25 protein-coding genes and 1 pseudogene are annotated in these 24,931 nt (G+C 71.0%); 21 read left to right on the plus strand and 5 right to left on the minus strand.

Translation table 11 applies throughout. From position 1 onward, the window contains the following. The first annotated feature begins 1 nt into the window (after position 1). The 3 genes from ACFQ6N_RS03905 (at position 2) to ACFQ6N_RS03915 (ending at position 3,888) form a co-directional block, all read left to right on the plus strand. On the plus strand, positions 2-1,291 hold the full coding sequence (locus ACFQ6N_RS03905; protein ID WP_380646668.1) for an MFS transporter: 1,290 nt from the start codon (positions 2-4) through the stop codon (positions 1,289-1,291). Next, the gene (locus tag ACFQ6N_RS03910; RefSeq protein WP_380646669.1) at positions 1,276-1,806 is read left to right on the plus strand and encodes an adenylate kinase; all 531 of its coding nucleotides are present in this window, start codon (positions 1,276-1,278) and stop codon (positions 1,804-1,806) included. The genes ACFQ6N_RS03905 and ACFQ6N_RS03910 overlap by 16 nt, the downstream gene beginning before the upstream one ends. A 291-nt stretch (positions 1,807-2,097) precedes the next feature. Next, positions 2,098-3,888, plus strand: a complete 1,791-nt coding sequence (locus tag ACFQ6N_RS03915; RefSeq protein WP_380646670.1) for a prolyl oligopeptidase family serine peptidase — start codon at positions 2,098-2,100, stop codon at positions 3,886-3,888. On the opposite strand, the gene ACFQ6N_RS03920 is transcribed toward ACFQ6N_RS03915, so the two are convergent. After that, positions 3,866-5,200, minus strand: coding sequence for a helix-turn-helix domain-containing protein (locus tag ACFQ6N_RS03920; protein WP_380646671.1), 1,335 nt, complete (start codon positions 5,198-5,200; stop codon positions 3,866-3,868). The two genes, ACFQ6N_RS03915 and ACFQ6N_RS03920, sit on opposite strands and share 23 nt — an antisense overlap. A gap of 388 nt (positions 5,201-5,588) precedes the next feature. Here ACFQ6N_RS03920 and queC point away from each other — a divergent pair, with 388 nt between their 5' ends. From queC to ACFQ6N_RS03995, 15 genes are all read left to right on the plus strand, one after another. Beyond that, positions 5,589-6,305, plus strand: coding sequence for a 7-cyano-7-deazaguanine synthase QueC (queC, locus tag ACFQ6N_RS03925; protein WP_380646672.1), 717 nt, complete (start codon positions 5,589-5,591; stop codon positions 6,303-6,305). Next, on the plus strand, positions 6,302-6,703 hold the full coding sequence (locus tag ACFQ6N_RS03930; RefSeq protein ID WP_380646673.1) for a 6-pyruvoyl tetrahydropterin synthase family protein: 402 nt from the start codon (positions 6,302-6,304) through the stop codon (positions 6,701-6,703). Before queC ends, ACFQ6N_RS03930 begins: the two co-directional genes overlap by 4 nt. Continuing rightward, entirely contained in the window at positions 6,700-7,413 is a 714-nt protein-coding gene (locus tag ACFQ6N_RS03935; RefSeq protein WP_380646674.1) for a 7-carboxy-7-deazaguanine synthase QueE, read from the plus strand. The genes ACFQ6N_RS03930 and ACFQ6N_RS03935 overlap by 4 nt, the downstream gene beginning before the upstream one ends. Before the next feature lie 160 nt (positions 7,414-7,573). Continuing rightward, a complete protein-coding gene (locus tag ACFQ6N_RS03940) occupies positions 7,574-8,356 on the plus strand; it encodes a reverse transcriptase domain-containing protein (protein WP_380646675.1) in 783 nt (260 codons plus the stop codon). 11 nt (positions 8,357-8,367) lie between these two features. After that, entirely contained in the window at positions 8,368-8,931 is a 564-nt protein-coding gene (locus ACFQ6N_RS03945; protein ID WP_380646676.1) for a formylglycine-generating enzyme family protein, read from the plus strand. Next, on the plus strand, positions 8,928-9,371 hold the full coding sequence (locus ACFQ6N_RS03950; RefSeq protein WP_380646678.1) for a hypothetical protein: 444 nt from the start codon (positions 8,928-8,930) through the stop codon (positions 9,369-9,371). The genes ACFQ6N_RS03945 and ACFQ6N_RS03950 overlap by 4 nt, the downstream gene beginning before the upstream one ends. Beyond that, positions 9,371-10,408, plus strand: a complete 1,038-nt coding sequence (locus ACFQ6N_RS03955; protein WP_380646679.1) for a glycosyltransferase family 2 protein — start codon at positions 9,371-9,373, stop codon at positions 10,406-10,408. Before ACFQ6N_RS03950 ends, ACFQ6N_RS03955 begins: the two co-directional genes overlap by 1 nt. Next, on the plus strand, positions 10,405-11,358 hold the full coding sequence (locus ACFQ6N_RS03960) for a radical SAM protein (protein ID WP_380646680.1): 954 nt from the start codon (positions 10,405-10,407) through the stop codon (positions 11,356-11,358). Before ACFQ6N_RS03955 ends, ACFQ6N_RS03960 begins: the two co-directional genes overlap by 4 nt. Further along, a complete protein-coding gene (locus ACFQ6N_RS03965; RefSeq protein ID WP_380646682.1) occupies positions 11,355-11,912 on the plus strand; it encodes a phosphoribosyltransferase in 558 nt (185 codons plus the stop codon). Before ACFQ6N_RS03960 ends, ACFQ6N_RS03965 begins: the two co-directional genes overlap by 4 nt. After that, entirely contained in the window at positions 11,909-13,042 is a 1,134-nt protein-coding gene (locus ACFQ6N_RS03970) for a glycosyltransferase family 4 protein (protein WP_380646683.1), read from the plus strand. The genes ACFQ6N_RS03965 and ACFQ6N_RS03970 overlap by 4 nt, the downstream gene beginning before the upstream one ends. Positions 13,043-13,071: 29 nt before the next feature. Beyond that, the gene (locus ACFQ6N_RS03975; RefSeq protein ID WP_380646684.1) at positions 13,072-13,905 is read left to right on the plus strand and encodes a 5'-3' exonuclease H3TH domain-containing protein; all 834 of its coding nucleotides are present in this window, start codon (positions 13,072-13,074) and stop codon (positions 13,903-13,905) included. Next, positions 13,902-14,519 (plus strand): PIG-L deacetylase family protein, encoded by a 618-nt coding sequence (locus ACFQ6N_RS03980; RefSeq protein ID WP_380646686.1) that lies wholly within the window; start codon positions 13,902-13,904, stop codon positions 14,517-14,519. Before ACFQ6N_RS03975 ends, ACFQ6N_RS03980 begins: the two co-directional genes overlap by 4 nt. Before the next feature lie 53 nt (positions 14,520-14,572). Further along, positions 14,573-15,169 (plus strand): GTP cyclohydrolase I, encoded by a 597-nt coding sequence (gene folE / locus ACFQ6N_RS03985; protein ID WP_380646688.1) that lies wholly within the window; start codon positions 14,573-14,575, stop codon positions 15,167-15,169. Positions 15,170-15,203: 34 nt separating this feature from the next. After that, entirely contained in the window at positions 15,204-15,626 is a 423-nt protein-coding gene (locus tag ACFQ6N_RS03990) for an amidase (RefSeq protein WP_380646689.1), read from the plus strand. 10 nt (positions 15,627-15,636) lie between these two features. Continuing rightward, on the plus strand, positions 15,637-15,894 hold the full coding sequence (locus ACFQ6N_RS03995; RefSeq protein WP_380646690.1) for a hypothetical protein: 258 nt from the start codon (positions 15,637-15,639) through the stop codon (positions 15,892-15,894). 144 nt (positions 15,895-16,038) lie between these two features. Here ACFQ6N_RS03995 and ACFQ6N_RS04000 read toward each other — a convergent pair whose 3' ends face one another. Both ACFQ6N_RS04000 and ACFQ6N_RS04005 read right to left on the minus strand, forming a co-directional pair. Then, complete coding sequence (locus ACFQ6N_RS04000; protein WP_380646691.1) at positions 16,039-17,277, minus strand: helix-turn-helix domain-containing protein; 1,239 nt, start codon at positions 17,275-17,277, stop codon at positions 16,039-16,041. A gap of 94 nt (positions 17,278-17,371) precedes the next feature. Continuing rightward, positions 17,372-18,502: a helix-turn-helix domain-containing protein gene (locus tag ACFQ6N_RS04005; protein ID WP_380646692.1), complete on the minus strand. Its 1,131-nt coding sequence runs from the start codon at positions 18,500-18,502 to the stop codon at positions 17,372-17,374. A gap of 403 nt (positions 18,503-18,905) precedes the next feature. Between ACFQ6N_RS04005 and ACFQ6N_RS04010 the strand changes: the two genes are divergently transcribed. Together ACFQ6N_RS04010 and ACFQ6N_RS04015 are read left to right on the plus strand one after the other, a co-directional pair. Next, positions 18,906-19,133 (plus strand): hypothetical protein, encoded by a 228-nt coding sequence (locus ACFQ6N_RS04010; protein WP_380646693.1) that lies wholly within the window; start codon positions 18,906-18,908, stop codon positions 19,131-19,133. Then, positions 19,118-19,642: an adenylate kinase gene (locus ACFQ6N_RS04015; protein ID WP_380646879.1), complete on the plus strand. Its 525-nt coding sequence runs from the start codon at positions 19,118-19,120 to the stop codon at positions 19,640-19,642. Before ACFQ6N_RS04010 ends, ACFQ6N_RS04015 begins: the two co-directional genes overlap by 16 nt. Positions 19,643-19,801: 159 nt before the next feature. Here ACFQ6N_RS04015 and ACFQ6N_RS04020 read toward each other — a convergent pair. Beyond that, positions 19,802-20,548, minus strand: a pseudogene (locus ACFQ6N_RS04020) (NUDIX domain-containing protein); the annotation flags it as partial. A gap of 256 nt (positions 20,549-20,804) precedes the next feature. After that, positions 20,805-21,203 carry an HNH endonuclease gene (locus ACFQ6N_RS04025; RefSeq protein WP_380646694.1) on the minus strand — a complete coding sequence of 133 codons (399 nt, stop codon included), beginning with the start codon at positions 21,201-21,203 and terminating at the stop codon, positions 20,805-20,807. Between the two features lie 516 nt (positions 21,204-21,719). On the opposite strand from ACFQ6N_RS04025, the gene ACFQ6N_RS04030 reads away from it, so the two are divergent. After that, on the plus strand, positions 21,720-24,761 hold the full coding sequence (locus ACFQ6N_RS04030) for a hypothetical protein (RefSeq protein ID WP_380646695.1): 3,042 nt from the start codon (positions 21,720-21,722) through the stop codon (positions 24,759-24,761). Positions 24,762-24,931: the final 170 nt, after the last annotated feature.

Below are 24,931 nucleotides of genomic sequence, written 5' to 3' on the forward strand. Positions count from 1 at the left end.
CATGACGTCGGATGCGACGGCGGTACGCCCGGGCCGCGGCCTCCACCGGCCGGGGATGACCCGCGAACAGCGCCTGTACCTGCTGGCGATGACGATCGACAACATCGGCAACGGGCTGTGGACCCCGGTGGCCCTGATCTTCTTCACCAGGGCCCAGCACCTGTCGCTCGGCGACACGGGCACCGCCCTCACCGTGGGCGGCCTGCTCGGCCTGGCCGCCGGCCCGCTCGGCGGCGGCCTGGTCGACCGGTGGGGGCCGGAGAGGTTCGTCCTGCTCGGCAACGCGGCCCGGGCGGCGGTCTTCGTCAGCTACCCGGTGATCACCTCGCCCTGGCAGGTCGCGGCGGCCACCTGCGTCTACTCCGCCTCCGACCGGCTGTTCTGGACCGCGAACACCCCCATGCTCGCCCGCCTGACCCCGGCGGGCGAGCTCACCCGCGTCCTCGGCACGCAGAACGTGCTGCGGATCAGCGGCTGGGCCGTCGGCGGCGGCCTCGGCGGCCTGCTGATCGGCCACGCGAGCGGCCTGCACCTGCTGGCGTACGCCAACGCCGCCACCTACCTGCTGGCCGCCGCGCTCGTCCTCGCCGTCCTGCACCCGGCACGGCGGCCCGCCCTCCCCGGCGCGGAGCCCGCGGTCGGGGAAGACGCGAGCGGGCCGGTCCCCGACGGACGGCGGACGCTCGCCGGGGACCGGCCCTACCAGCTGTTCTGTCTGGTCCAGATCCAGTTCGCGGTGATCTCCGAGACCCTGACGGTGATGCTCCCCCTGGTGGCGCTCGACGTCATGCACGGGCCGACCTGGCTGCCGGGAGCGGCCGTCGTCGCCACCTGCGCCTCCCTGGTGCTCTCCCGCCGGTCCGCCGCCCGCTACGGCGAACGCCGCTCCCCCGCGCACAGCCTGCGGCTCGCCTGCCTACTCTTCGGCGCCGCCTTCCTCCTGCTGGTGCCCGCCGGCCGGCTCGGCCCGACCTGGGCGGTCCCGGTGGTGCTGAGCGCCGCCTTCGTCGGCACCGCCGGTGACGCGCTGTTCGCCCCGGTGATGACCGCCGTGGCCCACGAAGCCGCACCGGAAGAACTGAAGGGCCGCTACAGCGCGGCCTTCCAGACCGCCTGGGGAGTGGCCGGCACGCTGGCCCCGCTGATCGGGGCGAAGCTGATGACGGTCGGCAACGGCGTGCTGTGGCTGACCATGGCCGCCGGCTGCGCCGCGACCGCCCCCGCCGTCGGCCGCGTCCTACGCCCGCTCTCCCCCGCCCCGGAACGGGCGGCCGCATGCGCCGGATCGTGATCGCCGGCATCTCCGGAGCCGGCAAGACGACACTCGCGGCGGCCCTCTCCCGTCGGCTCGGCATCCGCCACATCGAGATGGACGCCCTCTACCACGGGCCCGACTGGACCAGACGCCCCGAATTCGAGGACGACGTCCGCGAACTCACCGAAGGCCCCGCCTGGATCTGCGACGCCCAGTACCACCACATCGTCGGCGACGTCCTGGGCAACCGCGCCGACACCTTCGTCTGGCTCGACCTGCCCCGACACACCGTCATGCACCGCGTCATCCGCCGCTCACTGCTGCGCGCGACCACCCGCCGCGTCCTCTGGAACGGCAACACCGAAACCTGGCACGCCCTCCTCCACGACCCCCACCACCCCATCCGCTGGGCCTGGACCCAACACGCCACCCGCCGCACCGAAACCGCCACCTTCCTCGCCGCCCACCCCCACGCCCACGTCATCCACCTCCACACCGCCCCCCAAGCCCGCCACTGGCTCCACTCCCTCCCCCCGACACCGCCGCCGTGAGCTGTCCGCCACCCGAACGCATCCCGCCGGCCCGGCACCTGCTCACCCGGCACGGCCGCGCGCGGGATAAGGACGGTGACCTGCCACCGCTCGGTGCCGCCGCCCCGGCCTCCCCACAGCCGCGAGCCGCTAAGTCCAGCGCTGTCGCCTGTGAACGGAAGCGGGCGGCAGCGCTGACGTTTTCGGGATGCGTCTCGGCCCCCGGCGAATTCGGACCGGGCGCCTGGGTGTCGTGTATCGGCAACCCTGTGGCGGTGGCACTTACCGGCGTGATTCGGCAGGATCCCTTCCATGAGCTCTCAGGGCAGCGGGCTGGCACCCGCTTGGGTAGCGCGCAAAGTCGTCGCGTACGACGAACTCCAGGCCGTGGCAGGCTCGCTGTGGTGGCTGCAGTCCGACCCCGACCACGGCGGGGTCCGGCGTGTGATGTGTTCGGAGCGCGCCGGCAAGACCTTCGCGGTGACGCCATCCGATTTCTCGGTCGGGAGTGAGTTCCACGCCTACGGTGGCGGCAGCTTCGCCGTGGTCCAGGACGGCTTGTGGTTCGTCAGTGACGACGGCTCCCTCTTCCACCAACCGCTCGGCCGCGCACCGGACAGGACCGTGCCCGTACGCGGCTCGGAACACTACGGGGACCTCGCTCCGAGCCCGGACGGCAATGTACTCGCGGTTCGTAGCGACGGCGCCGCCGACGAGATCGTCGCTGTGTCGCCAGCCGGAGACGTCAAGGTCCTGGTTCACTCCTCCGGGTTCCTCTCCTGTCCTCGACTCGCAGAAGACGCCCTGGCGTACCTGGAGTGGGGCCGGGACCAGATGCCTTGGGACAGCTGCCGCCTTCTGCTGGCCGACGTCCGTTCCGGCCGCCCCGGAGCGGGTCGGGTCATGGCGGGCAGCTCCTCGGAGTCCGTGGTCCAGCCGTCCTGGGGGCCGGACGGACTGCTGTACTTCATGTCCGACCGAACGGGTTGGTGGAACCTCTACCGGCTTCGCGACGACATGGTGACGGCTGTCCTGCCCACCGATGCGGACTGCGCGCCGGCGCCCTGGGAAGCGGGCTACCAGTCGTACGGATTCGCCCCCGACGGCACCGTCGTGCTGACCCTACTGAACGGGTTCACCACCGAACTCGTCGCCGTCGATCCCACCGGCAATCGGCGCCGGATCGGCCAGAACCTCACCTCGGTGAAGCCGTACATCGCGGTCGACGACGACCGGCTCGCCGTGATCGGCGCCACCCCGTCGTCCGCCCCCGGCTTGTGGTCGCTCGACCTCACAGTACGAGCCGACGCCCTGGCCGTCCCGGCGGGCGCTCGGTCAGGGGCCGTTCCGCGTTGGACGCCTTTCCCGCCGTCGGTCGACACGGCACAGGGTTCGGACGGTCGTGTCCGCTTCCTGCTGCACCGGCCTGCGGGAACAACGGCACCCGTGCCGCTTCTGGTGCGAGCGCACCCCGGTCCGACGGACGATGTGCCCCTGCGGCTGGACTGGACGACCCAGTTCTTCGTCAGCCACGGCTTCGCCGTCGCCGAGGTCCTCTACCGGGGCAGCACCGGCCGGGGCCGCGCCTTCCGGCAGGTGCTGCACGGCCATTGGGGCGAGTACGACGTCGAGGACTGCACCGCGGTGGCCGAGCACCTGCGCTCGACCGGCGTGGCACTGCCCGGGGCGATGTTCATCAGCGGCGCGAGCGCCGGCGGGTACACCGCGCTCCAGGCGGCGAGTCGTCCCGGGCCGTTCGCCGGTGCGACGGCCACCTCAGCGATCATCGACCCCGCTCGGTGGGAGCTGTCCGTCCCGGAGTTCCAGCGCCCCCATGCGGCCGTGCTGAGGGGGCCTGCGGGCGCGGCGGCGCCGGAACGGATCCGGTGTCCCGTGCTGGTGATCCACGGCACCGCCGACACGATCACGTCCGCCGAGGAGGCGATGCACTTCGCCCAGAACCTGGCCGCCCTCGGCGGTGACCACGACAGCCTGCTGGTGGAGGACGGCGACCACTACCTGTCGGCGCCCGCCGCCCGGGAACAGGCCCTCCGTGCCGAACTCGACTTCTACCTGCGCCTCATGAGCTGCCCGAGAGCGTGACGGCCATGGCGTCGGCCTCGGGCAGCACGGCGCGGGCGAACTCGCGAAGCTCCCGGGCCGGGGCGTAGTCGGCGTGGACCCGCAGGTCGGCCAGGACTCCGGCCACCCGCTCGACACACCGGCCTGAACCCGTCCTGGCTGTGTAGGCGACGGCGTCCCGGCCGGCCGCGCACGCCCGGTCCAGGTCCCCGGTGCGAAGCCAGGTGGCGGCGAGCAGAGCGGCGTCGATCGCCCGCCGGCGGACCCTGTCCTCCCCCACTCCGCTGAGCGCCTCGGCGAGTCGGTTCCTCGCGGCCGGGGCGCGACCGAGGTCGTGGAGGCAATGGGCCGCCTCGTCCGCGAGGTAGGCATGGTTGAAGTAGCGGATCCAGGTGGGCTCGTCCTGGTGGTCAACGGTGTCGAGCAGCTTCTCGGCCTGGACGATCAGCTCGGTCGCCTCAGCCTCCCGGCGCATCCTGGCGTTCGCGCGGGCCACGACGGCGGTGATGGCGGCCCGGGTTGCCGGGCTCGCGGCGGTCCCAGCCGCCGTCTGGGCCGAGGCTGCCCAGCGCAGGGCGGTCTCCGGCTCTCCGCAGTGCAGCGCGAGGTGCCCGAGGTTCACCGCCACGAGGTAAGCGCTGTACGCCTGATCGTTGGTCACGGCCGTCAGGGTAAGCGCGCGCCGGTAGTACGCCTGGGCTTGGTCGTGGTCTCCGGTGTCAACGGCCTGGTATCCGGCGAGCTCGCAGAATCCTGCTGTGACCCTTGCTCTCCGACGAGCGACCGACTCGTCCGCGACCGGGCGGCGGAGAAGTGCTTCGAGTTCGTTGTCGATGTAGGAGCTGACCTGCCGCTGGTACTGCCGAGCCCCGTGTGTGTGATCGAGCTGACGGAACAGGTCGAGCATTCCCTCGGCGGCGCCGAGGTCGGCCCCGGTCACCGGCAGTACCAACGCAGTCGCTTCGGTTGGTGAGCTGATGGACAGCCAGTCGGCGACCAGGCCGCTCACCTGTGCCAGAGGCGACCCTACCGACGTCATCCTCTGCTCGCCTCGGCCGCGCTGGTGCACCGCTTGTGCTCGCCGGTCGCCGTTCTCCGGAACGACGACCGGCGCACCGACCGCACCCGATCCTCCGGGGAGCAAAGAGCGCAACTCGGTCGCAGAAACCTTCAACAGCCTCGCGAGCTTCGGCATCTGCCACGGTTGCGGCGTCGCCGTGCCCTTCTCCCAGCGGTGGACGGTTGTGCGGTCGACGTCCATCAGCGTCGCCAGTTGCTCCTGGGTGTAGCCGGCGGCCCTGCGCTGCACGGCGAGCCGTCCCCATCGTGCCATCGCACTCTCCCCAAGAGTTCCAGGTGCACCAACCGCGCAGGTCATCAGCGCTTTCTCAACATCACTGCCGAACGTTGCCACAAGTCTGCACTGTTCCAACGGGCTTGGCAGGTGCTTCCGTATGAGCCCCCAAGGATTTCGCACCTTGGACCGGGGTCCTCCCTACGCACTGCCGCGGAGCCGCACGCACCTGGGCGTCGGCACGCCGTCCGGCCGTGCTCGGGCGGCGCTCCCGTCAGGCTCGACAGCTTTCCAGGCAAGAAAACCGATGACCATGACTGGTCCGAGTCCGTCCGTGAGTTGTCGGCCCGCCCGCCGGGCCCGTCAGGGACGCACAGTGACCGGGCTCACTCCGACCTCCGACAGCGGAGGACTACAAGGAAGTCGTATGGAGATGACTGAACACGCCCCCACGCAGCACGCGGTGGTGATCGCCTCCGGTGGGCTGGACAGCACCACCGTTGCCTACTTGCTCGCCGACCGCGGCAGCCGGCTCACGCTGCTCTCCTTCGACTACGGGCAGCGGCACCGGAAGGAGCTCGACTTCGCCCGCCAGGCCGCCGGCCGCCTGAACGCCCGCCACGAGGTGGTGGAGCTGAGCGGTCTCGGCCGCCTGTTGTCGGGCTCGGCACTGACGGACCCGTCCATCGAAGTTCCCGGCGGCCACTACACCGCCGAGAGCATGCGCAGCACCGTGGTGCCGAACCGGAACGCGATCATGCTCTCGGTCGCTGTGGGTGTGGCAGTCGCCACGGGGGCGGACGCGGTGGCGTTCGGTGCCCACTCCGGCGACCACACCGTCTACCCGGACTGCCGCGCCGAGTTCTTCGACGTGTTCGGCGAGGTCGCACGGGTCGGCAACGAGGGGTTTATCGCCGAGGGCTTCCAGTTGCTGGCGCCGTTCATCGACCAGACGAAGGCGGACATCGTGAGGGTCGCCGAGCAGGTCGGTGTGCCGTTCGTGGACACCTGGTCGTGCTACCGCGGGGGCGAGCTGCACTGCGGGACGTGCGGGACGTGCACCGAGCGGATCGAGGCGTTCGTGCTCGCCGAGGTCGAGGACCCGACCGATTACGCCGTCGCGTCCACCAGGGCGGCTCGATGAACGGGATCGCTGTCCCCGGCCGGCACCGGATCGGGAAGACGTTCCGGTTCGAGGCGGCCCACTTCCTGCCTCACCTGCCGGAGGGGCACCAGTGCGCGCGGATGCACGGCCACTCCTACGCGGTGGAGTTCGTTCTCACCGCCGACCGCCTGGTGCCGCCCGGGTTCGTCACGGACTTCGGCGACCTCGCCCCAGTGAAGAAACTGATCGACAGCACGCTCGACCACCGGGTGCTGAACGATGTCCTGTCGGTCTCCCCGACGTCGGAGAACCTCGCCGCCTGGCTGGCCGCCTGGTTCGTGGGGCATATGGAACCGTCGCTGCCGGGCCGGCTGGCGTCGGTGCGGGTGTCGGAAACGGCCAGCAGCTGGGCCGAGTTCGTACTGGAGGGGCAATGAGCCTGTCCGGGGGCGAGGTCGCCGGCGGCAGGGGTCTGCTGGTGGCGGAGTGCTTCGGGCCGACGTTCCAGGGCGAGGGTCCGAGCGTCGGGCAGCAGTCGCTGTTCGTCCGGCTGTCGCGCTGCAACCTCCGCTGTCCGGGGTGCGACACCCCGGAGACGTGGGACTGGTCCCGGTTCGACCCGCAGGAGGTGTCCACGCGGCACGGCGTCGAGGATCTGGCCACGTGGGTGATGGCCCGCTCTCCACGGCTGGTGGTGGTCACCGGAGGTGAGCCGCTGCTCCAACAGCCCCAGCTCGTCGACCTGATGCAGTTGCTGTCGGGCCGCCAGGTGGAGGTGGAGACGAACGGCACCGTCGTCCCGCGGCCGGACCTGGTCGAGTCGGTCACGGCGTTCAACGTGTCGCCGAAGCTGGAGGCCTTCGCCGCGCCCGGAGACCGGCGGATCGTCCCGAAGGCTCTGAAGGCGTTGGCCACCTGCGGGAAGGCCCGGTTCAAGTTCGTCGTGCACGAGGCCGGCCAGCTCGACGAAGTCGCCTCCCTGGTAGAGGAGTTCTCGCTTCCCGACGTGTGGGTCATGCCGGAAGGGGAGAACAGCGCGGTGGTCCTGCGCACGATGCGGGAGCTGGCGGACCAGGTTCTGGGGCGGGGCTGGAACCTGACGCCGCGGCTGCACACGCTGCTCTGGGAGGCCGAACGTGGCCGGTGAGAACACCGAAGCACCTGGACGGCGCGGTCGTTCCGGCTCCCCGAGGCCGCGCGTGTTGGGTAGCGGCCAAGTATGCGGTGCAGTGGGGAGCGGGATCCTGCATGCCGTCCAGGCACGACCTACTATAGCCAACTCCCTTCCTGCGCGCGCACATTCGCTGATGCCATTCCTCGTCGAGGCGCGTCACCTGAAGGCCGCCGCGCGGGCCTGCATGCGCCGCTCGGGGTCACCGGGCGCCGACGGGATGAGCTGGGCGCAGTTCCGGCAGGGCATGGACGGCCGGCTGGAAGCCCTGGCCGAGGAACTTCGGACGGGTTCCTGGCGGCCCGGTCCGCTGCGCGAGGTGGCGATCACCACCTACACCGGCAAGGCGATGCCCTCGGTGATCCCGACGGTGGCGGACCGGATCGTCCAGCGGGCGATGCGGTCCGCGATCGAGCCGGTGTTGGAGCAGCGGGCGTTCGCCGACTGGGTCTCGGGCTACCGGGCCGGGCGGAACCGGATCACCGCTGTGCGCGACTCCGACCGACACCTGCGGGAGGGCTTCCGGTGGGTGGCGGACGTGGACGTGCGGCGGGTGTCGGAGGGGTCGTCCGCGGCCGAGGTCACCGACTGGCTGGCCGAGCACGTGGCGGACGGCTCGTTCCTGCGACTGTTCGAGCGGGTGCTGGAGTCGTTGCCGTGTCCGCTCGTCCCGGGCACGGCGCTCGCGCCACTGCTGATCAACCTGCGGCTGTCGCGGGCGGACGCGAGGCTTGCGGGGCTGCGCACGGTGCGGTTCGCGGACAACTACTGCGTCTTCTGCGGCAGCGCCGAGCAAGCCGGAGAGGCCCTCGAAGCCATCACCGGGGCGCTGGCGCGCTGTGGGCTGCGTCCCAACCTCGCCAAGTCCAAGGTCTGGGCCGGCGTGAACGCCGAAGACCTGTTCCTGATCGCCGGATGAAGGGGGCAGCGATGACGATGAACCTCGGCGGCCGCAGGCTCGCCTGGGTGCCGGTGCCGGGCGGTGTCTGCCTGTTCGGCGACCGGCAGAAGCCGGTGAAGGTGGTCGACCTGGAGTGGACGGCGACGCCGGTTACTCCGGCCCAGCTCGGCCTCGCCCCGGACCACCGGCCGCTGGTCGGGGTCGCCCACGCGCAGGCGGCCCGGATCGCCGCCGACCTGGGCGGCCGGCTGCCGCTGTCGAAGGAGTGGGAGTGGGCGGCCTGCGGGCCCGAGCGCCGACGGTACCCGTGGGGAGACGAGGAGCCGGCCGAGGGACGAGCGAACCTGCGCGGCCTCTGCGGACGGCTCACCCCGGTCAGTTCCCACCCTCGGGGTCGGACCCCGACCGGGCTGTGGGACATGGCGGGCAACTGTTGGGAGTGGACTGCTTCGAGGACGATCGGCAGCGGTTTTGTGATCCGCGGTGGCTCCTATCACTCCCTGCCGCTGTACGCCCGGTGCACGTTCCTGAACGCCGCGCCGGCCGAGCTCAGCTCGCCTGGCATCGGCTTCCGGGTGGTGAGGGCGGCATGATCGGCGACCTCGTGATCGCGGGCTGTTCCCGACGCAAGGCGCCGGACGTCGGCCTCCTGCCCGCCCTGGAGCGGTACACCGGGGGCATCGCCCCTCAGCTGCACGCGCGCTTCGCCGATCACCCGCACGCCCGCAGCCGGATCCGCTTCCTGTCCGCGGCATTCGGCCTGGTGCGTACGGACGACCTGATCACCTCGTATGACCAGCGCCTCGACTCCGGCCGGGCCGAAGGACTGCGCCTGATCGTGAACGGGCAGCTGCGGCGCGACTTCGCCGCCAATGGCGTCCCGCAGCGGGTGCTGCTGGTCCTCGAACCCGACTACCTGGTCCTGCTCGCCGACCTCCTGGCCCTGCCGGAGCGCCCGGTCCTGCACTGGATCCCCGACCCCCGCGGCTGGCCTCAGGCCGCCGCCGTGCTCGACGAATGGAGGTGGCCGTGATGAACATCAGCCTCACGGACGCGCTCAAGACCCAGGCCAACGCCCACCGGCACTTCACCACCGGGTTCACCGAGCGCACCGGTCTGAACTGGCACCAGCCCACCCCCGCGGGCGGCGGCGCCGGCCGGGCCCTGTCGGTCATGATCCCGGCCCGCAACACCGCCTACGCCCTGCCGACGGTGCTGAACGCGCTCGGCGCGCAGCAGCACGCGGCCGACGTGGAGGTGATCCTCGTGGACGATGCCTCCACGGACGCGACGTTCGAGATCGCCCGCCGGCACCCGGTGGTCACCACCGTGGTGCGTCTGGCCGAGCGACGCGGCTCGGCGGCGGCACGCAATATCGGTGCCCGCCTCGCCCAGGCGCCGACCGTCCTGTTCGTCGACGCGGACATGGTGCTGCCCTCCCACGTGTTCGCCGATGTCGCCGTGCGCGCCGCGGCTGACACCGTGCTGGCCGGGTTCCGGCACAACGTCGCCTATCGTGCGTCGCCCTGCGGTGAGCCGCTGCTGCCCAAGGCGCCCCCGCTCCTCGGTGCCGACCACCGCGTCACCTGGAAACCCCCGGTGGGCAAGGTCCTGCCGTACTCCGGCCTCACGCTCACCGACGTGCTGGACGGGCGCCCGCTGGATGCCACCAACGACTTCCAGACGCTCGGGTACGGGCGGTCCTACTACGACTGGGACCTGCCCCGGATGGTCGTCACCGCGCTGCTGGCGGTGCCGCGCGAGCAGTTGGTGGACGTCGGCGGCTTCGACGAGGAGTTCGGGGCGCTGGGCTGGGGCATGGAGGACACCCACCTCGGCGCGGCCCTGATCGCCTCCGGCTGCCTCGTGGTCCCGCTACGTCAGGCTGTGGGCTTCCACCTCGACCCGCCGGACGCCGCCGCCCAGTGGCAGGCCAAGCTCGCCTCCTGGCCCGCGACGCTCGCCCACTACCGCCACCTGCTGTCCCTCCCTGCCCCCGCCGACCGCGGCGACGCCTTTGTCGCCGCCGCCGACAAGCACCTGACCGACGCCGAGGTGATCACCCGATGATCCGCGCTTTCGCCGCCGCTACATTCGACGGCACCACCGTCGTGCACGACCCGGCAGTGGGCACCAACCACCTTCCGCCCCAGCCCCTGCCCCTGCCCGTCGGCTGCGTCGCCCTGGACGACCGGCAGGTGGCCGCCTGGCCCGAGGCCGACCCAGCCGTCCTCGCGCTCGAATACCCGCCGAGCATGTGCTGGTCCCCGATCGTGCGCTGCAACCTGGACTGCCCGCAGTGCCTCGACGACAAGAGCGTGCGCGAGTCCACTGCGGCCGAGCGGCGCGTCCTCGCCGGCCACATCGCTGCCTCGGGGGTCCTGGGCGTGGACATCTCCGGCGGCGAGCCGCTGCTGCTGCGCGACCTGCCCGAACTCGCCCGCGCGATCCGCCGTCAGGGCACCAGCGTGGTCAGCTGCACCACCAACGGCTGGCACCTCGCCCGCCGTGCCGAGGAGCTCGCCGACTCCCTCGACGCGATCCGGGTCTCCCTCGACGGGGCCACCGAGGCCACCCACGACTACTGGCGCGGCCAGGACAGCTACCGGCGCGCCGTCGCGGGCATCCGCGCCGCCGTCGACGAAGGCCTGTTCGTACAGCTCCAGATGGTCCTCATGCAGTCCAACAAGCACGAGGCCCAGACACTGCTGGACCGCGCCGCCCAACTCGGTGCCGGCGGGGTGACCTTCCTCCAGATGCTCCCCATCGGCTCCGGCGCCGCCCTCGCCGCCGAACAGATGCTCACCGACGAGCAGGCCCAGGACATCGTCGGCCCGCTCGCCGTCCCCACCGATATCCGGGTCCGGCTGCGCACCCGCACCAGCGCGAGCGGCTTCACCGTCCTGCGCGCCGACGGCTACGCCTGGCGCAACACCCGGGGTGCCACCGGCATCTCCGCGTTCGTCCCCGTCACCGGCCCGTCCGACCTGCGCCTGCCCACGTCCGGGAGTTCCTCGTGACCAGCTCCTCGCGCACCGGAAGGCGGGTCTTCGCCCAACGCGTCCCGTTCGCGCCGACGCACTACCAGTGCTTCGACGCGGCCCGCCTGATCGCCGAGTCCGTCGTCGGGATCGACCCGGACGTGACCTGTGTGATCGGCATCGCCTCCGGCGGGATCAAACCGGCCCGCCTCATGGCCGACTACCTCAAAGTGCCCTTCCATACCGTCTCCGCCAGGCACAACAAGAGCGACTCCCCGTTCCAGCAGGCCACTGGCGACGTCGAGGTCCAGCTCGCCGACTCCCTGCCCGGGCGCCTGTCCGGGACAGTGCTCCTCGTGGACGACATCGCCGGCACCGGAGCGACGTTCACCGCCGTCACCAATGCGCTGAACGACCGGCTCGACTACTCCGCCGAGATCATGACGGCGGCACTCTTCCGCAACCGCGGGTGCACGCAGACCCCCGACCGGTGGGCCTGGAGCGTCGACGACTGGGTCGTCTTCCCCTGGGAGACGCCGCACAGCGGCCAGACCCAGCCCGTCCCCGCCCTGAAGTGGGTGAGCGCCCGGTGATCACCCGCCCCGCCTCCCGCGGCGTCCTGCTGGTCCTCGTCTCCTGGACCCCTGACGCCCCGGCCGGCATCGAACGCGCGACGGCCGCACTGGCCCTCGGCCTCGCCCACAACGGCCACCGGCCCGTCATCGGCACCGCCGCACCCCAGCCCGAAGGCCCCGGCCTCCCCGGCGTCACCATCGCCCGATTGCGCCTCGACGACGTGCAGTTCCCGTGCGACGACGACGTTCTGCGCCGCGCCGTCACCTACCAGGACACCAGGCTGACCCACCAGATCCGGGACCTGATCACCGAACACCGCATCGACACCGTCCTGTTCACCGACGCGCTGTGGGGCCTCGGCCGCCTGCGCGGCGACGTCCCCGGCCACGTCCGCCGGGCGCTCGCCGCCCACGTCAAGCCGCACACCCTCGACGCCGGGCCGGCCCTCGCCCGCGCCACCCGCGTCCTCGTGCCCTCCGCCGTCGTGCGCGACGAGCTGGCCGGCTGGGGCCCGCACAACCTCCGCATCGTCCCCAACGCACTCATGCCCGACCCCACCGTGGCCCCACCAACCCCGGAGCGCCGCGAACAGCTCCGCCGCAACGGCCCGGTGCGCGTCCTCTCACGGCTCGGGCCGGAGAAGGGCGTACTCGACCTGCTGGAGGCCATCTCCCGCTGGGACCGGTCCCTCGAAGTAACCCTCGCCGAAGCCGGGTTCGAGGACAGTACGGGATCCCAGTCCGAACTCCTCGACGCCTGTAGGAAAGCAGCAACCCGAACCCCGAACGTCCGTCTGCGCGGGGCGCTGGCCTGGGACGAGGTGCTTCCCTGGCTCTCCGGCGCGGCGGTGGTCATCGTGCCCAGCCACAAGGAGACCTTCGGTCTGGTGGCGCTGGAGGCGATGAGCGTCGGCACCCCGGTCGTCGCCTACCGGGTCGGCAACCTGCCCGCCCTGATCAGCCCGACCGGCGATGGCGAGCACCTGCTCGTCGACCACGCCGACGGCCCGACCGCCCTCCACAAGGCGGCACGAACCCTGCTGGAAGATGACATACTGTACGCCGCGACTACACAGACCGTGTATCGGAGAGCGGCCGAGTTCGAGCCGCGCCGAATCGCTGACTTCTTTCTGGAGGCGGTGTCGTGATGCCCGAAAACCCTGTAGCCCCTGCGCCGTTGCTGCTTGTCGACGGGTTCAACCTTCTGTGGGCCGGCACCTTCGGCTTCCCCGCCCCGATCTTCTCCCGTGACAAGACCCGCGAACTGACCGGCCTGTTCGCCTTCTTCGCCCTGCTGCGTGCCACGGTCCGCGACGACCTCGACGTCGCACAGCCCGAGGTCCTGGTGGTCTTCGACGGCGAGCACGGCACGGCCGAACGCGTGGCCGCCGACCAGGAGTACAAGGCGAACCGGGAGGCGACGCCTGAGGCGCTCAAGCCGCTGCGGTTCCTCGCCCCGGTGAAAGACGGCCTGGACGCGCACGGAATCCGGTGGGTCGAGGTCAGCGATGCCGAGGCCGACGACGTCATCGCCACCCTCGCCACCCGTGCTGCCGCCTCCCGACCGGTCCTGGTGATGTCGCGGGACATGGACTTCTACCAGCTCCTCGACGACCGCGTGCGCATCCTCAACCGCTCCCGGAAGTCCTCCCAGCGGATCATCACCGCCGACCAGGTCCTCGCCCGCTACGGCGTCACCCCCGCCCAGTGGCCGGCCTTCCGCGCCCTGACCGGCGACAAGTCCGACAACATCCCCGGCGTCCGCGGCGTCGGCCCGAAGGTCGCCGCCGCCCTCCTACGCGACGGCATGCGGCTGTCCGACCTGCCTGGCTCCGGCCGGCTGACCGGCTCCAAGGGCACGGCGATCACCACCGCCTGGGCCGACGTACTGCGGTGGGAGGCGACGATCACGGTGCGCCGCGACCTGGACGTGCCCGTCGCCCTCCGCGGCGAGGCCAGCCCCCAGCTGCCGAAGCCCGCCGACGTCGTCGAGAAGCTCGGGCTGTGGTGAGCAGTGCTGGCCCGGGCTCGATCCTGGCCGCCTTCGCGCACCCCGACGACGCCGAACTGTGGGCCGGCGCCACCCTCGCCCTCCACGCCAGGAGCGCCGCCGTCACCATCGTCGTCCCGCACCACGACGACGTCCGCGACGCCGAGGCCCGCAAAGGCGCCGCCGTCCTCCGCGCCGAACTGCGCCAGGTCCCCCGGCTCGACCATGCCACCGTGCGGGATCTGCTGCTGGAGACGCAGCCGGAGACCGTCATCACCCACCCGCTGGGTGATGTCCACCCCGAGCATCGGGCAGTCGCCGCCAGCGTGCTCGCGGCCGTCCCCGAGCCGCGGATCGCCACCGGCCGGCCGAGCCGCTTCTACACCTGCGACACCTACAACTCGCTGACCCTTGACGGCCCGGTGCGCGCCGACGTGATCGTGGACGCCACCGCGACCTTCGACACCAAGCTGGCCGCGCTGCGCGAGCACATGAGCCAGCCGATCGAGCAGCACTTCGGACCCATGGCCGAGAGCCTCGGCCGGCTCTGGGGCGCCCGCATCGGCACCCGGTACGCGGAGGCGTTCACCACCGTGCCGATCCTCGGCTGCCTGCCCGGCGCCACCCACCTCTGAGCTGCCGCACTCCAGCGGCCCACCCTCCGTCAACTCACCCCCAAGGGACGACCATGACGTCCATACCCGTGCAGGCCCAGCACCGTCGCCCCGTCGACCGCCCGCGCGTCCGGGAGCTGACCCGCGAACTGCTGCTCGCCCTCGGCGAAGACCCCGACCGCGACGGCCTCCAAGACACACCCCGCCGGTTCGCCGACTGGTGGGGCGAGTTCCTCGACCACGACCCCGGCAGGCTCGACACCAGCTTCGCCCAGGAGGGCCGGTACGGCGACTTCGTCCTGCTGACCGGCATCGAGGCGTGGAGCGTCTGCGAGCACCACCTGCTCCCCTTCCGCCTCGACGTCTCCATCGCCTACGTGCCGGGCACCGCCGTCCTCGGCCTGTCCAAGCTCGTACGGCACCTGGAGGCCCACACCCACGCCCTCCAGCTCCAGGAACGCATCACGCACGACGTCGCCCATGACCTCGCCAAGGCCGCCGCCACCGATGACATCTCCGTCTTCACCACCGGCGAGCACCTGTGCATGAGCATGCGCGGCGTCAAGGCCACCGCGGTACGCACCACCACCATGTGCCGGCTCGGCCGCACCGAAAGCGACCCCGGTCTGGCAGCCCGCATCGAACGCCTCGCGATTCCCACCCACCCGTAACCACCTCCCGCCTTCGACGCACCAGGAACCGACCTTGTCTGTCCATACCTTCACCCTCACGGCCTCGCTGGGCACCGACGCGGCGACGGCCGAGGTCTGGCAACAGCTGAAGGCTGCTCCTCCGGCCGGCTGCACCTACGTCCCCGAGGTCTACTCCCAGACCCCCGGCCTGCGCTGCGAGCGTGAGGCCTCCACCAGGCTGGAGGCCGTATTCGGCGTCGTCGGCGAGGTCCACGCCTCCCACGGCCTCCTCCTCGACGACCTGGGAGTGGAGAAGCTCTCCGAGTGGATCTGCGACGGCATCGGCCAGCCCGACGGCCCCACCGGGACGTACGCGGCCGACATCGCAGCCCAGGCTCTGCTGCTGGCGATCGACCGCCTCCGGCGCCTGGGCCACGGCGCCGACGGCATCAAGGCGTTCACGGACCTGGCCCTCGGCAGGCCCCTCACCACCTGACCCGCCGGCCATGGGCATACCGAGGCTGCGGCACCTCACGGTGCCCGACCTGCCGTCCCCCGGCGCGGGGACGGTCATCCTGCCGGCCGGCCTCGCCACCGGCCGACCTCGCTTTCAGCACCAGACCGTCCACCTGCTCGCCGAGTGCGGCTTCCGCAGGACGGTGCTCGACCCGCTCGTCCTCGGCGACCCGTACGCCGCGTGGCGCGATGGCTGGCTGGACCGGGCGGAGACCTACGCCAGCACGCTGTGGTGTTCACCGCTGTGAACTACGGACCCGGCAACGGCCAGGAGCCCTCCCGGTAGGAGAGCCCCTGGTGAGACGTCAGGCGGAGACCGGGGCGGAACTCGCGGCGCGTCCGGGCGGGGTCGTGGTCAGGGCGTGTTGGTAGCCACCGGGCGATTGTGCAGGTCAGAGCTGCAGGCCCATGCGATGGGCCATCCCTCGGAGGTCCCGGGCGGCGTGCGAGGGCAACTGACGGTCCAGCAGGCCGGAGACGGTCTCGCGGACGAGCACGTTGGCGTGAATGCGCTGGGGCGCGACATGTTCGGCCGCCAGCAGCGAGGCGACCGCCTCGGTGTCCCGGCCGCGTAGGTGCGCCAGCGACCGCCCCAGGTCCGCGCGGAAGGCGGCCTCCCTGCCCGGGGCGGCCAGGGTCTGCGGATGGACGCCGGCCCCTGCCGCTACGGCCTTTCCGTGCAGGCCGAGGTCGGTATTCAAACTGACCTGGTGGATACCGACGTTGGTGGGGCCGAAGTTCAGATGCCAGGCCTTGGTCTCACCAGTGCGAGACGCCAGGTTGGCGGCCTCAGCGAGGTGCTGGTTGACCTCGCAGGTTCGCTCGGCACCCGAGCGGCGGACATCCAGACTCAGGCAGGTTGCCTGGATCAGGTGCAGCTCGCCCAACAGCGCGTGTGCGGCTGGGCTCATCAGGTGCCGCTCGACCTCGTCCGCGGCCTGTCCAGCCCGCGCCAGGGCTTGGGCGGGGCTGCCGGCGGCCATGAGCACGTGAGTGTGGAAGAACCCCGACAGCGCTTGGTAGATCGGATCCTCCAGTTCGGCGATCACCTCGGCGGCCCGGGTGACCGCGATGAATGCCAGGTCCGTATAGCCGAGGTTCTTCAGCAACAGCGTGCCGGCCGGGTGGTAGGAATCCACCAGCAGCCGCAGCAGGGCCTGCCGCCGGTGACCCGGAGCTGCGTCGGCTGCCGCGTGCAGGTCCCCGAGCAGACCGGGAAGCACCTCAGCGACCTGGCCGTACTCGCAGGCGTGATAGAGCCGGTTGACCTCGGCGACCCGTTCAGCCAGCAGGCCGACCGGACCGGCGGGCGGACGCTGGTCCGGCGGCAGACCCAGGTTCATACCCATCAGAGCGAGGCGCAGCGTCGGGATGGCTTCGTGCGCGCTTGCCGCGGTCGGGGCGGCAGGGGCGTATGGCCGGCCGGTCAGCTCGGACGGGGCGATCTTCAAAGCCTCGGCCAGGGCGTTGATATGCCCAGTGCGGTCCAGATACCGCCGGCCGTTCTCCACCATCGACAGGAATCCGACCGAGAGACCGGCCAGTTCGGCCAGCGTCCGCAGGCTCGTCCCGCGCTGACGACGGGCCGACCGCAGCCGTTGGCCGATCTGTTGGGCTTGCTCTTCGCTCATCGCACCCAATCCCCGCAGTTCCGGTGACCGGGTCGTAGCCTACGGTGGCTGGCGGTGCGTCAGGACGGATTCGCCCGGAACAGGCGACGCGGACTCACCGTATCGCGGCCCGGCCGACGATCCGACGGACCGTCTCCGCTGCTTCGTGGTCGCCGATGCGGGCAGGCAGGACGGACAGCAACTCACGGGCGAACGGGGAGAGACGGACCCGCAGGGGAGCGAGGCTCTCGGCCAGGACCAACGAGGCCGCAGCCGTGGTGTCCTGGCCGAGCCGGGCATGAGCGGATGCGGCGGTCACCAGTACCCGCGCCCGCCAAGCCGTGTCCAAGGCGTCCAGATCCGCCGACCGGGCATGGTCGACCGCCTCGTCCGCGGCTCCCGCCTCTGCCGCGACCACGACATGAGCTGCCGACACAGTCGCATGTGCCCGAGCATCCCGGGCCCTTCCGGCGGCCTGCTGAAGCAACCGTTCTGCCACCTCCCGGCGCCCGGCAGTCACGTTCGCCACAGCCTCCAGCAGTCGCAGGGTCAGATCGGCGTCGGAGTCGTGCGCCCGCTCCACCCGGGCAAGTGCGATCTCCGGCAGCCCCATGTCCATCAACAGCCGGGTCTCCTCGGCCAGGAAGGGCACCGGCTCCGGCCCAGTGGGGCGGGCCCGGTGCAGCAGCATCCAGGCCAGGTCCCGGTAACCGAGGCGTCGCAGCAGCCCGGCCGCCGCGACATGCCCGCGTACCCGCAGCTCGGCCGCTCGCTGCAGGGCTGCGGTCGGCGCGGTCGCGGCAACGGTATCGCCAAGCCGGATCAGACCCGGCAGTGACCGGGCCAGCGCGTGGTCGTCCCCGGCCGCTTCGGCTGTCAAGGCCAGCTCGGTTCGGGCATCAAGATCCTCCAGCGCCCCGGTCTGCTGTGCTGGGCCCGTCTCGGAAATTTCACGCCGCAGCTGGAAGGCGACAGCCCTCACCAGGACGTGCTCGCCGCCGGCCGGCGGGTAGGGCTGCCCGGTCAGATCGGCAGCGTCCAGCCGCAGGGCCCCGGCCAGAGATGCCAGGTCGCGGTGGCGGTCCACCCAGTCCCGGCCGGCTTCGAGGTCGACAAGGCGACCAGGAGAGATGCCGGTCCGCACGGCGAGCTCGTCGACGCTGACCGCCCGGCGGGCTCGCCAACGCGCCAGGCGCCCGCCTATCGGGCTCCCGCCGTCCTGGTCCTCGTGTTCGTCGTGCCTCACGTGGCCTGCTTGCTTCCTCCACCGTCGCGGCTGATGCCGGTCGAGGGCAGGTTCCTCCGCGCCACGGAGTCCCCGTGCGAGCGCGCATGCCCTTCGCGCGCACCACAGTAGTGACCTCTGGTACGGCGATGCGATCGCCCATGGACCCGTGGTTCTCCCGCCGGCCAGCGGGGCTGTCAGCAGAGGCGGGGCACCAGCGCGGTCCGGCGCACGTCTGCGCCCAGTTCCGCAGGTCGCCGGTGATGTCGCGGTAGCCACGGTCGAGGTGCTGGTGGTTGCGTAGCACGGTGGTGCCCAGGACCGCCAGGGCAGCGAGCAGCAGGGCCGGGGCGGCCCGCAGGTCGGTGGCACGGAGGTCCAGGCCGCCGGTGCCGGGCGGACAGGGCCCGTCGATCCGCAGGACGTGCCTGTCCTGGGCCCGGTCCCGGTGGTGCTGTGCGCCGCCTTCGTCGGCACCGCCGGTGACGCGCTGTTCGCCCCGGTGATCGGGGTGAAGCTGATGACCGTCGGCAACGGCGTGCTGTGGCTGACCATGGCCGCCGGCTGCGCCGCGACCGCCCCCGCCGTCGGCCGCGTCCTACGCCCGCTCTCCCCCGCCCCGGAACGGGCGGCCGCATGCGCAGGATCGTGATCGCCGGCATCTCCGGAGCCGGCAAGACCACCCTGGCGGCGGCCCTCTCCCGCCGGCTCGGCATCCGCCACATCGAGATGGACGCCCTCTACCACGGCCCCGACTGGACCAGACGCCCCGAATTCGAGGACGACGTCCGCGAACTCACCGAAGGCCCCGCCTGGATCTGCGACGCGCAATACCACCGCATCGTCGGCGACCTGCTGGGCACCCGCGCCGACACCTTCGTCTGGCTCGACCTGCCCCGACACACCGTCATGCACCGCGTCATCCGCCGCTCACTACTGCGCGCGACCACCCGCCGCGTCCTCTGGAACGGCAACACCGAAACCTGGCACGCCCTCCTCCACGACCCCCACCACCCCATCCGCTGGGCCTGGACCCACCACGCCACCCGCCGCACCGAAACCGCCACCTTCCTCGCCGCCCACCCCCACGCCCACGTCATCCACCTCCACACCGCCCCCCAAGCCCGCCACTGGCTCCACACACTGTCCCCTGCACCGTGAGCCACCCTCCCCCTGGCTCCGCCCAACCACCCCGGCCGCGCCGCGCGGTGCTCTCCGTCCTCCCCGGCACCTTCTCACCCGGCACGGGGGCCGCCTCGTTCCGGATCCGTGGGCGAGCCTCAGTCTGGCCGTCGGGCCGATGTCCAGTTCCTCCGGTTCCTCGCACGCCACCCAGCGGACCTCGAAGGACTCGGAGCTCGCACCCAACTCGCCGCCGACCGGCCGCGCCCGGAAGCACAGGGAGAACTCCTGTCGGACTTCCCCGTCGGAGAACTCGATCACGTGGCCGGGGTCGCTGTAGGTACCCACGAGACCCGTGACCTCGACCTCGATGCCCGTCTCCTCCCGCACCTCTCGCACGACTGCTCCGGAGAGGTTCTCGCCTATCTCGAGAACGCCGCCCGACATCCCCCACCGGCCGCTGTCGGAGCGCCGCTCCAGCAGGAGTTCACCGTATGTGACTGACGGGCAGTCAACAGGATGAAGCCGGTGAAATAGTGTCCTGCGCTCTATTGCCACGCTTCGATGCGCATCATGGCGAAGCGCGCGACCGCTGAACGGGTGAATTTTTGGTGCTCGGGGGCTCAACCAGGCGGGCGAGAGCCCGGAGGCGGTGCGCAAGATCCCCAACTCGGGCCGACATCTGCTGAAGTAGCGGACATGACTCGACAGGCGGGCAGCACGAAGCGACCTCCCCGGTTCGAACTCCGTTGGGGAGGACTGCACGTGACGATCAACCGCATTCCCGCGTGGCTCATCACCGCAGTCATGGCGGGCGGCGGGACCCTCGCGGCCCTGTGGTCGCGGAAGTAGGCGAGCCGGCAGCCGGCACAGGCGGTCGGCTCGGGACACCCGAGGAGTGATGACGGGGGAAGGGGTCGTCCGGACATGAGGCACCTCCCTCATGGCTCGAATTCACGCGGATTCACGGATTGGAGCCTGGTTTCACAAGTTTCACGCTTTCAAGCATTGGTTGTGTCCGCCCGTCCTGCTGAGCTGTGGGCATGGACAACAACAGGCAGCCCCAGAAGTCCGCACCGTTCCTCGAACTTCGCATCGGGGGCGTGCACTTGACTATCCAGCGCATCCCCGCGTGGCTCATCACAACGGCATCTGCGGGCAGTACCGTCGCCGCCGCCTGGTGGGCACGGAGGTAGGTGACTCACGGCCCCACCTGGAACACCCCGAAGTCCGCGGCTGTCTTTCCTCGGTGGCACTCGCGGCACAGTGGCCACACGTTGTCATCGGTATCCTCGCCGCCGAGGGCGATCGGAGTCCGATGGTCCACGTCAACCAGGGCCGCGGGGAAGTCGCCCCCGCACAGCCCGCACACCGCGGACCCCGCCCGATCGACCAGCCGGCGAAGTCGTTCCGCCTCACTGTGGCGCCGTGCCACCAGGCTGGCAACCTTCGACGCGCCCGGACTGTCGGACGGGCTTCGTACGCCCTGTGGTGGGCTTCGCAGCGTCCCCGGTGAGTCGGCAGTCGATACAGCGCACAACACCCCCTCGGTGAACAGTTGCATCGGGCCGAAGACCACACGCTCTGTACAACGCGTCATCTGGCGAAGGTGCCCACCCCGAGACTCGACCTCGGGAACTCCGCGGACAGCGCCCCGTGGGGTCGTGTCCGCGTGCCCCCTTCCGCAGAGGTTGTGGGCCTGGTGGTGTCCTTGCCGACTCAGAGCCGGCCCGGACACGGTGGGGACCACACCTCTGAGCCCCGGTTCGGCTCGCCCTGGCGGACGGCCTACTACGGGCGGCACGGCCCCCGCGCCCTGCCCCACGCCTCCGGCGGCCACCCCCGAGAGGGCGCGTGGTGACTGCTGAACGGCGACAAATTCTACGTGGCGGCCTGATGGAGGCCATCACGATCGAGACCCGGGTGTCACACGGCCAGTTCTGGATCAAGGACCCGGGCACAGGTTCTGGCCAAGTTCAGTGAAGTGTGCCGCTGTTGTGATCGGCCTGTGTACTTTCGAGCGGTCCGGAAGGCGTCCTTCGCTATGGGTCTGGCGCTCGATGCCCTGGCGGCCATGCCGACGTCTCCTTCGTCTTCCTTGCAGATGGGAATCGTGATGAGCACTCCGAGTACCGGAACACCTGCCACCACCCCTGCAACGACTCCAGCGAGCGCGACGGCCCCGGCGAGTACGTCGCCCCAGTTCGAGGTGGACAAGGCGATGCTCGACGGTCCGACGCCGAAGGACCTGCTCCCCACCACCGGCAACTACCCGACGGAGATCGTCCGGTACCGCTCGGTGGTGCTCACCGACATTCCCGGGGCGAAGCCGGCACGCGCCCTGACCGGTGCCATCGACCTCGGCGAGGAGAACCTGCCGTTCTACAACCGCCCGGCAGAGGGCATGATCGTCACCACCGAGCAGAGCTGGTCGGCCCAGGGCGTCACGCTCGGCAGGCTGCTGCACAGCCTCGCGCTCGCGCCCGGCGAGAGCACCAGGGTCGCGGTTGTCGACTGGCAGCGCACCACTAGGGCTACCGGCACCGAGACGGCGTCCGAGGCCGAAACGCTCGCCGGAACCACCGACCAGAACCGGTCGATCAGCGAGGTCGCGAACGCGATCGCCCGCGAGGAGCAGTACGGCAACTCCCTGGGGTTCCAGTCCAGCCAGTCGTCCAGCTCAGGCGGCAGCGTCGGCGTCGCGCTCTTCGGCATCGGCGCCGGCGGCAACTGGAGCAAGTCGTCGAACACGGGCATCGCGACGTCGGTGTCGCGCTCCACGGGCGTGAAGTCGGTCGCGCAGGAGGCGACGCAGCGAATCAGCGCGCGGACCCAACAGCTGGCGACCGCGGCCCGCAGCCGGAACATGACGGTCGTACGCGAGACGACGCAGACGGAGAAGGACCAGGTCCTCACCCGGGTCGTCACCAACTACAACCACATGCACGCGATGTCGGTGCAGTACTACGAGGTCGTCCAGGTCTACAGCGTCACGACCAAGCCGACCAAGCTCGAACGCTGCCTGTTCATCCCGCTGCAGGAACTCACCTTCACTCACACCAGCCTCCAGCGGTACAAGGAGGTACTCGCGTCGGTGGCACCGGTCGACTGGGCGGCGAAGATCCGCGCGGCGAACCCGTTCGACACCGCCGTGCGCAGGCTCGACGCGTGCTCGGCACCGGAGGTGCCGACCAGGCAGGAGTTCGACGGGGTGGAGCTGGCCGACATCGCCGCTTCGACGATGGGCGTGTACGGGGTGCGCAAGGCCGACGGCAGCCCGGTCCGGTTCGACCCGGCGACGCAGCGGTGGAACGCGCTGCCCACCACGGGCCTGAGCGGTGGCCTGACCCGCATCGCACCGGGCAAGAACACCGTCTGGGCACTCCGAGCCACCGACAATGCGATCGTCCAGTTCGACGGGACGACCTGGCGAACCGACCCGGCGACTGGCTGGGGGCTGCGCATCGCCTGCGGCACGGACGACTCGGTCTACGTCGTCGGCACCAACAACGTGATCCACCAGCGCGGCCAGAGCTCATGGTCGAACTTGGGCATCACGGCCGACGACATCGCCGTCACCGGCAAGGACAAGCTGTGGTACTCCCGGCAGGGGGTCGTCTACGAGCGCAGTGGCACCAACTGGGTGCAACGCAGCGCGACGGGCGTCCAGCGTCTGTCCGCCACGTCCGACGGCGCGCTCTGGGCCGTCGTCCAGCCCCAGTCCAGCACCGAAACCATGCCCCTCCTGGTGGAGTCCGGCGCGACGACCATGGTCCGCCCCACGGCCGACGGCCTTCAGAGCGTCACCGGCCTGGCACAGATCGCCTCGGCCGCCGCCGCCGACTACTGGGTGCGGATGAACAACGGGACAGTACGCCGGATCCTGGGACGAGAGACACCCGTAGCCTTCGACGACCAGCCGAAGGAAGACTCCTCCTACGCGTCCAGAATCGACGTCTGGTCCGACGACACCGCAATCCGCGGCATCCAGATCATCTTCCCCAGCCACACCTTCGGCTGCGGCGACATCGCCGCCTCCGGCACGCAGCAGGCGACCTACACCTTCGGCGCCGCCGACAAGCTGATCTCCTACGACGCCTGGTCCGGCAAGACCGCCCGCGGCAGCCTCGCCGGGCTGCGCCTGAAGATGACCTCGGGCGTGGCCAACTTCGGCGTCGCCGCGACCACCACCGTCGCACCCGACCTGTCCGAGGACGCCGGGGGCGCCTCGGCCATCTGCGGGCTGTTCGGCTCGACGGTGAAGTCCGGCAGCCGCACCTACGTCGCGTCGCTCGGCTTCCACGTGCGGGGCGGGAACGTGCCCCAGTCGGTCCTGGACCACCTGAACGACAACCGCCGGCACTACAGCCAGGCCGTGTGGGCCAACGCCGACGAGCTGACGCTCAGCCGCATCCTCGCCAACTACTCGTACGCCCCCGCGGGTTCGACCGCCGCGCCGGTCCCGCTCGGTACCCTGCTGGACCCGAAGCCGATCGCCGCCACCGGCAACTACCTCGGCTTCCGCTGGAACTTCGCCAGCGAGGAGGAACGACAGGAGTGGACCGACTCCCGCAAGGCGAGCGACAACACGTTCGGAGCACCGGTGACCAACACGATCGCCATCGCCACCAACGGCGTCTTCGCCGAGGCCGTCCTCGGCCGGTCCAACTCGGCCGAGAAGATCGACCTCACCCGCTTCTGGAACTGGAAGGACTCGCCCCTCCAGATCACACCGGCCGACATCGCCCCGGTGTCCACCGCCTCACGCGCGCAGAACCTCGACACCACGGCACCCGGCATGGGCGTCTCCCAGGCGAAGTTCGCGCCGACGGTGGTGATGCCAGACCCGAACGGCCTCCAGGCGGTCCAGGCCATCGCCACCGCGAACCTGTTCCGCGACATGAGCGGCCTCAACACCATGAGCCAGGTTCTCGTCAAGGGCATCGAAGCCGCCGCCACCAACGACAAGGAAGCCGGCGTACGCGCCCAGGAAGCCCTGAAGACCGCCACCGAACACCTCCAGAAGATGGCCCAGATCGCGGTCGACGCGGCCGGCAAGGCGGCACCGCTCGTCACCGGGGGAGCCGGAGGCGGCAACCTCAGCGCCCTCGGCGGCATGCTCAACCAGGGCAGCAAGGCCGCCGCGGACACCAAGTAGCAGTCCGAGGCACCGTCCAACGGCCGGATCTCGCAGAGCAAAAGACCTGATCACCGCGCGGGGGGGGGGCGCGGGGGCCCCCCCCCCCCCCCCCCCCCCCCCCCCCCCCCCCCCACCGGGGGGGAGACGGGGGGTTATTGGGGGGGCGCCGGGGAGCGCAGCCACCGACC

The organism is Kitasatospora sp. NPDC056446 (genome assembly GCF_042796115.1).
In the GTDB taxonomy this organism is placed as follows: Bacteria; Actinomycetota; Actinomycetes; order Streptomycetales; family Streptomycetaceae; genus Kitasatospora.

Excerpts from the sequence above, each read along its gene's own strand:
- ACFQ6N_RS04000 (WP_380646691.1), bottom strand. The coding sequence starts at position 17,277 with ATGAGCGAAGAGCAAGCCCAACAGATCGGCCAACGGCTGCGGTCGGCC.
- ACFQ6N_RS04030 (WP_380646695.1), top strand. The coding sequence starts at position 21,720 with ATGAGCACTCCGAGTACCGGAACACCTGCCACCACCCCTGCAACGACT.
- ACFQ6N_RS03955 (WP_380646679.1), top strand. The coding sequence starts at position 9,371 with ATGAACATCAGCCTCACGGACGCGCTCAAGACCCAGGCCAACGCCCAC.
- ACFQ6N_RS03910 (WP_380646669.1), top strand. The coding sequence starts at position 1,276 with ATGCGCCGGATCGTGATCGCCGGCATCTCCGGAGCCGGCAAGACGACA.
- ACFQ6N_RS04015 (WP_380646879.1), top strand. The coding sequence starts at position 19,118 with ATGCGCAGGATCGTGATCGCCGGCATCTCCGGAGCCGGCAAGACCACC.
- ACFQ6N_RS03920 (WP_380646671.1), bottom strand. The coding sequence starts at position 5,200 with ATGGCACGATGGGGACGGCTCGCCGTGCAGCGCAGGGCCGCCGGCTAC.
- ACFQ6N_RS03915 (WP_380646670.1), top strand. The coding sequence starts at position 2,098 with ATGAGCTCTCAGGGCAGCGGGCTGGCACCCGCTTGGGTAGCGCGCAAA.
- ACFQ6N_RS03905 (WP_380646668.1), top strand. The coding sequence starts at position 2 with ATGACGTCGGATGCGACGGCGGTACGCCCGGGCCGCGGCCTCCACCGG.
- ACFQ6N_RS03945 (WP_380646676.1), top strand. The coding sequence starts at position 8,368 with ATGACGATGAACCTCGGCGGCCGCAGGCTCGCCTGGGTGCCGGTGCCG.
- ACFQ6N_RS03935 (WP_380646674.1), top strand. The coding sequence starts at position 6,700 with ATGAGCCTGTCCGGGGGCGAGGTCGCCGGCGGCAGGGGTCTGCTGGTG.
- ACFQ6N_RS03940 (WP_380646675.1), top strand. The coding sequence starts at position 7,574 with ATGCCATTCCTCGTCGAGGCGCGTCACCTGAAGGCCGCCGCGCGGGCC.
- ACFQ6N_RS03950 (WP_380646678.1), top strand. The coding sequence starts at position 8,928 with ATGATCGGCGACCTCGTGATCGCGGGCTGTTCCCGACGCAAGGCGCCG.
- folE (WP_380646688.1), top strand. The coding sequence starts at position 14,573 with ATGACGTCCATACCCGTGCAGGCCCAGCACCGTCGCCCCGTCGACCGC.
- queC (WP_380646672.1), top strand. The coding sequence starts at position 5,589 with ATGGAGATGACTGAACACGCCCCCACGCAGCACGCGGTGGTGATCGCC.
- ACFQ6N_RS03995 (WP_380646690.1), top strand. The coding sequence starts at position 15,637 with ATGGGCATACCGAGGCTGCGGCACCTCACGGTGCCCGACCTGCCGTCC.
- ACFQ6N_RS03930 (WP_380646673.1), top strand. The coding sequence starts at position 6,302 with ATGAACGGGATCGCTGTCCCCGGCCGGCACCGGATCGGGAAGACGTTC.
- ACFQ6N_RS03960 (WP_380646680.1), top strand. The coding sequence starts at position 10,405 with ATGATCCGCGCTTTCGCCGCCGCTACATTCGACGGCACCACCGTCGTG.
- ACFQ6N_RS04025 (WP_380646694.1), bottom strand. The coding sequence starts at position 21,203 with ATGACGCGTTGTACAGAGCGTGTGGTCTTCGGCCCGATGCAACTGTTC.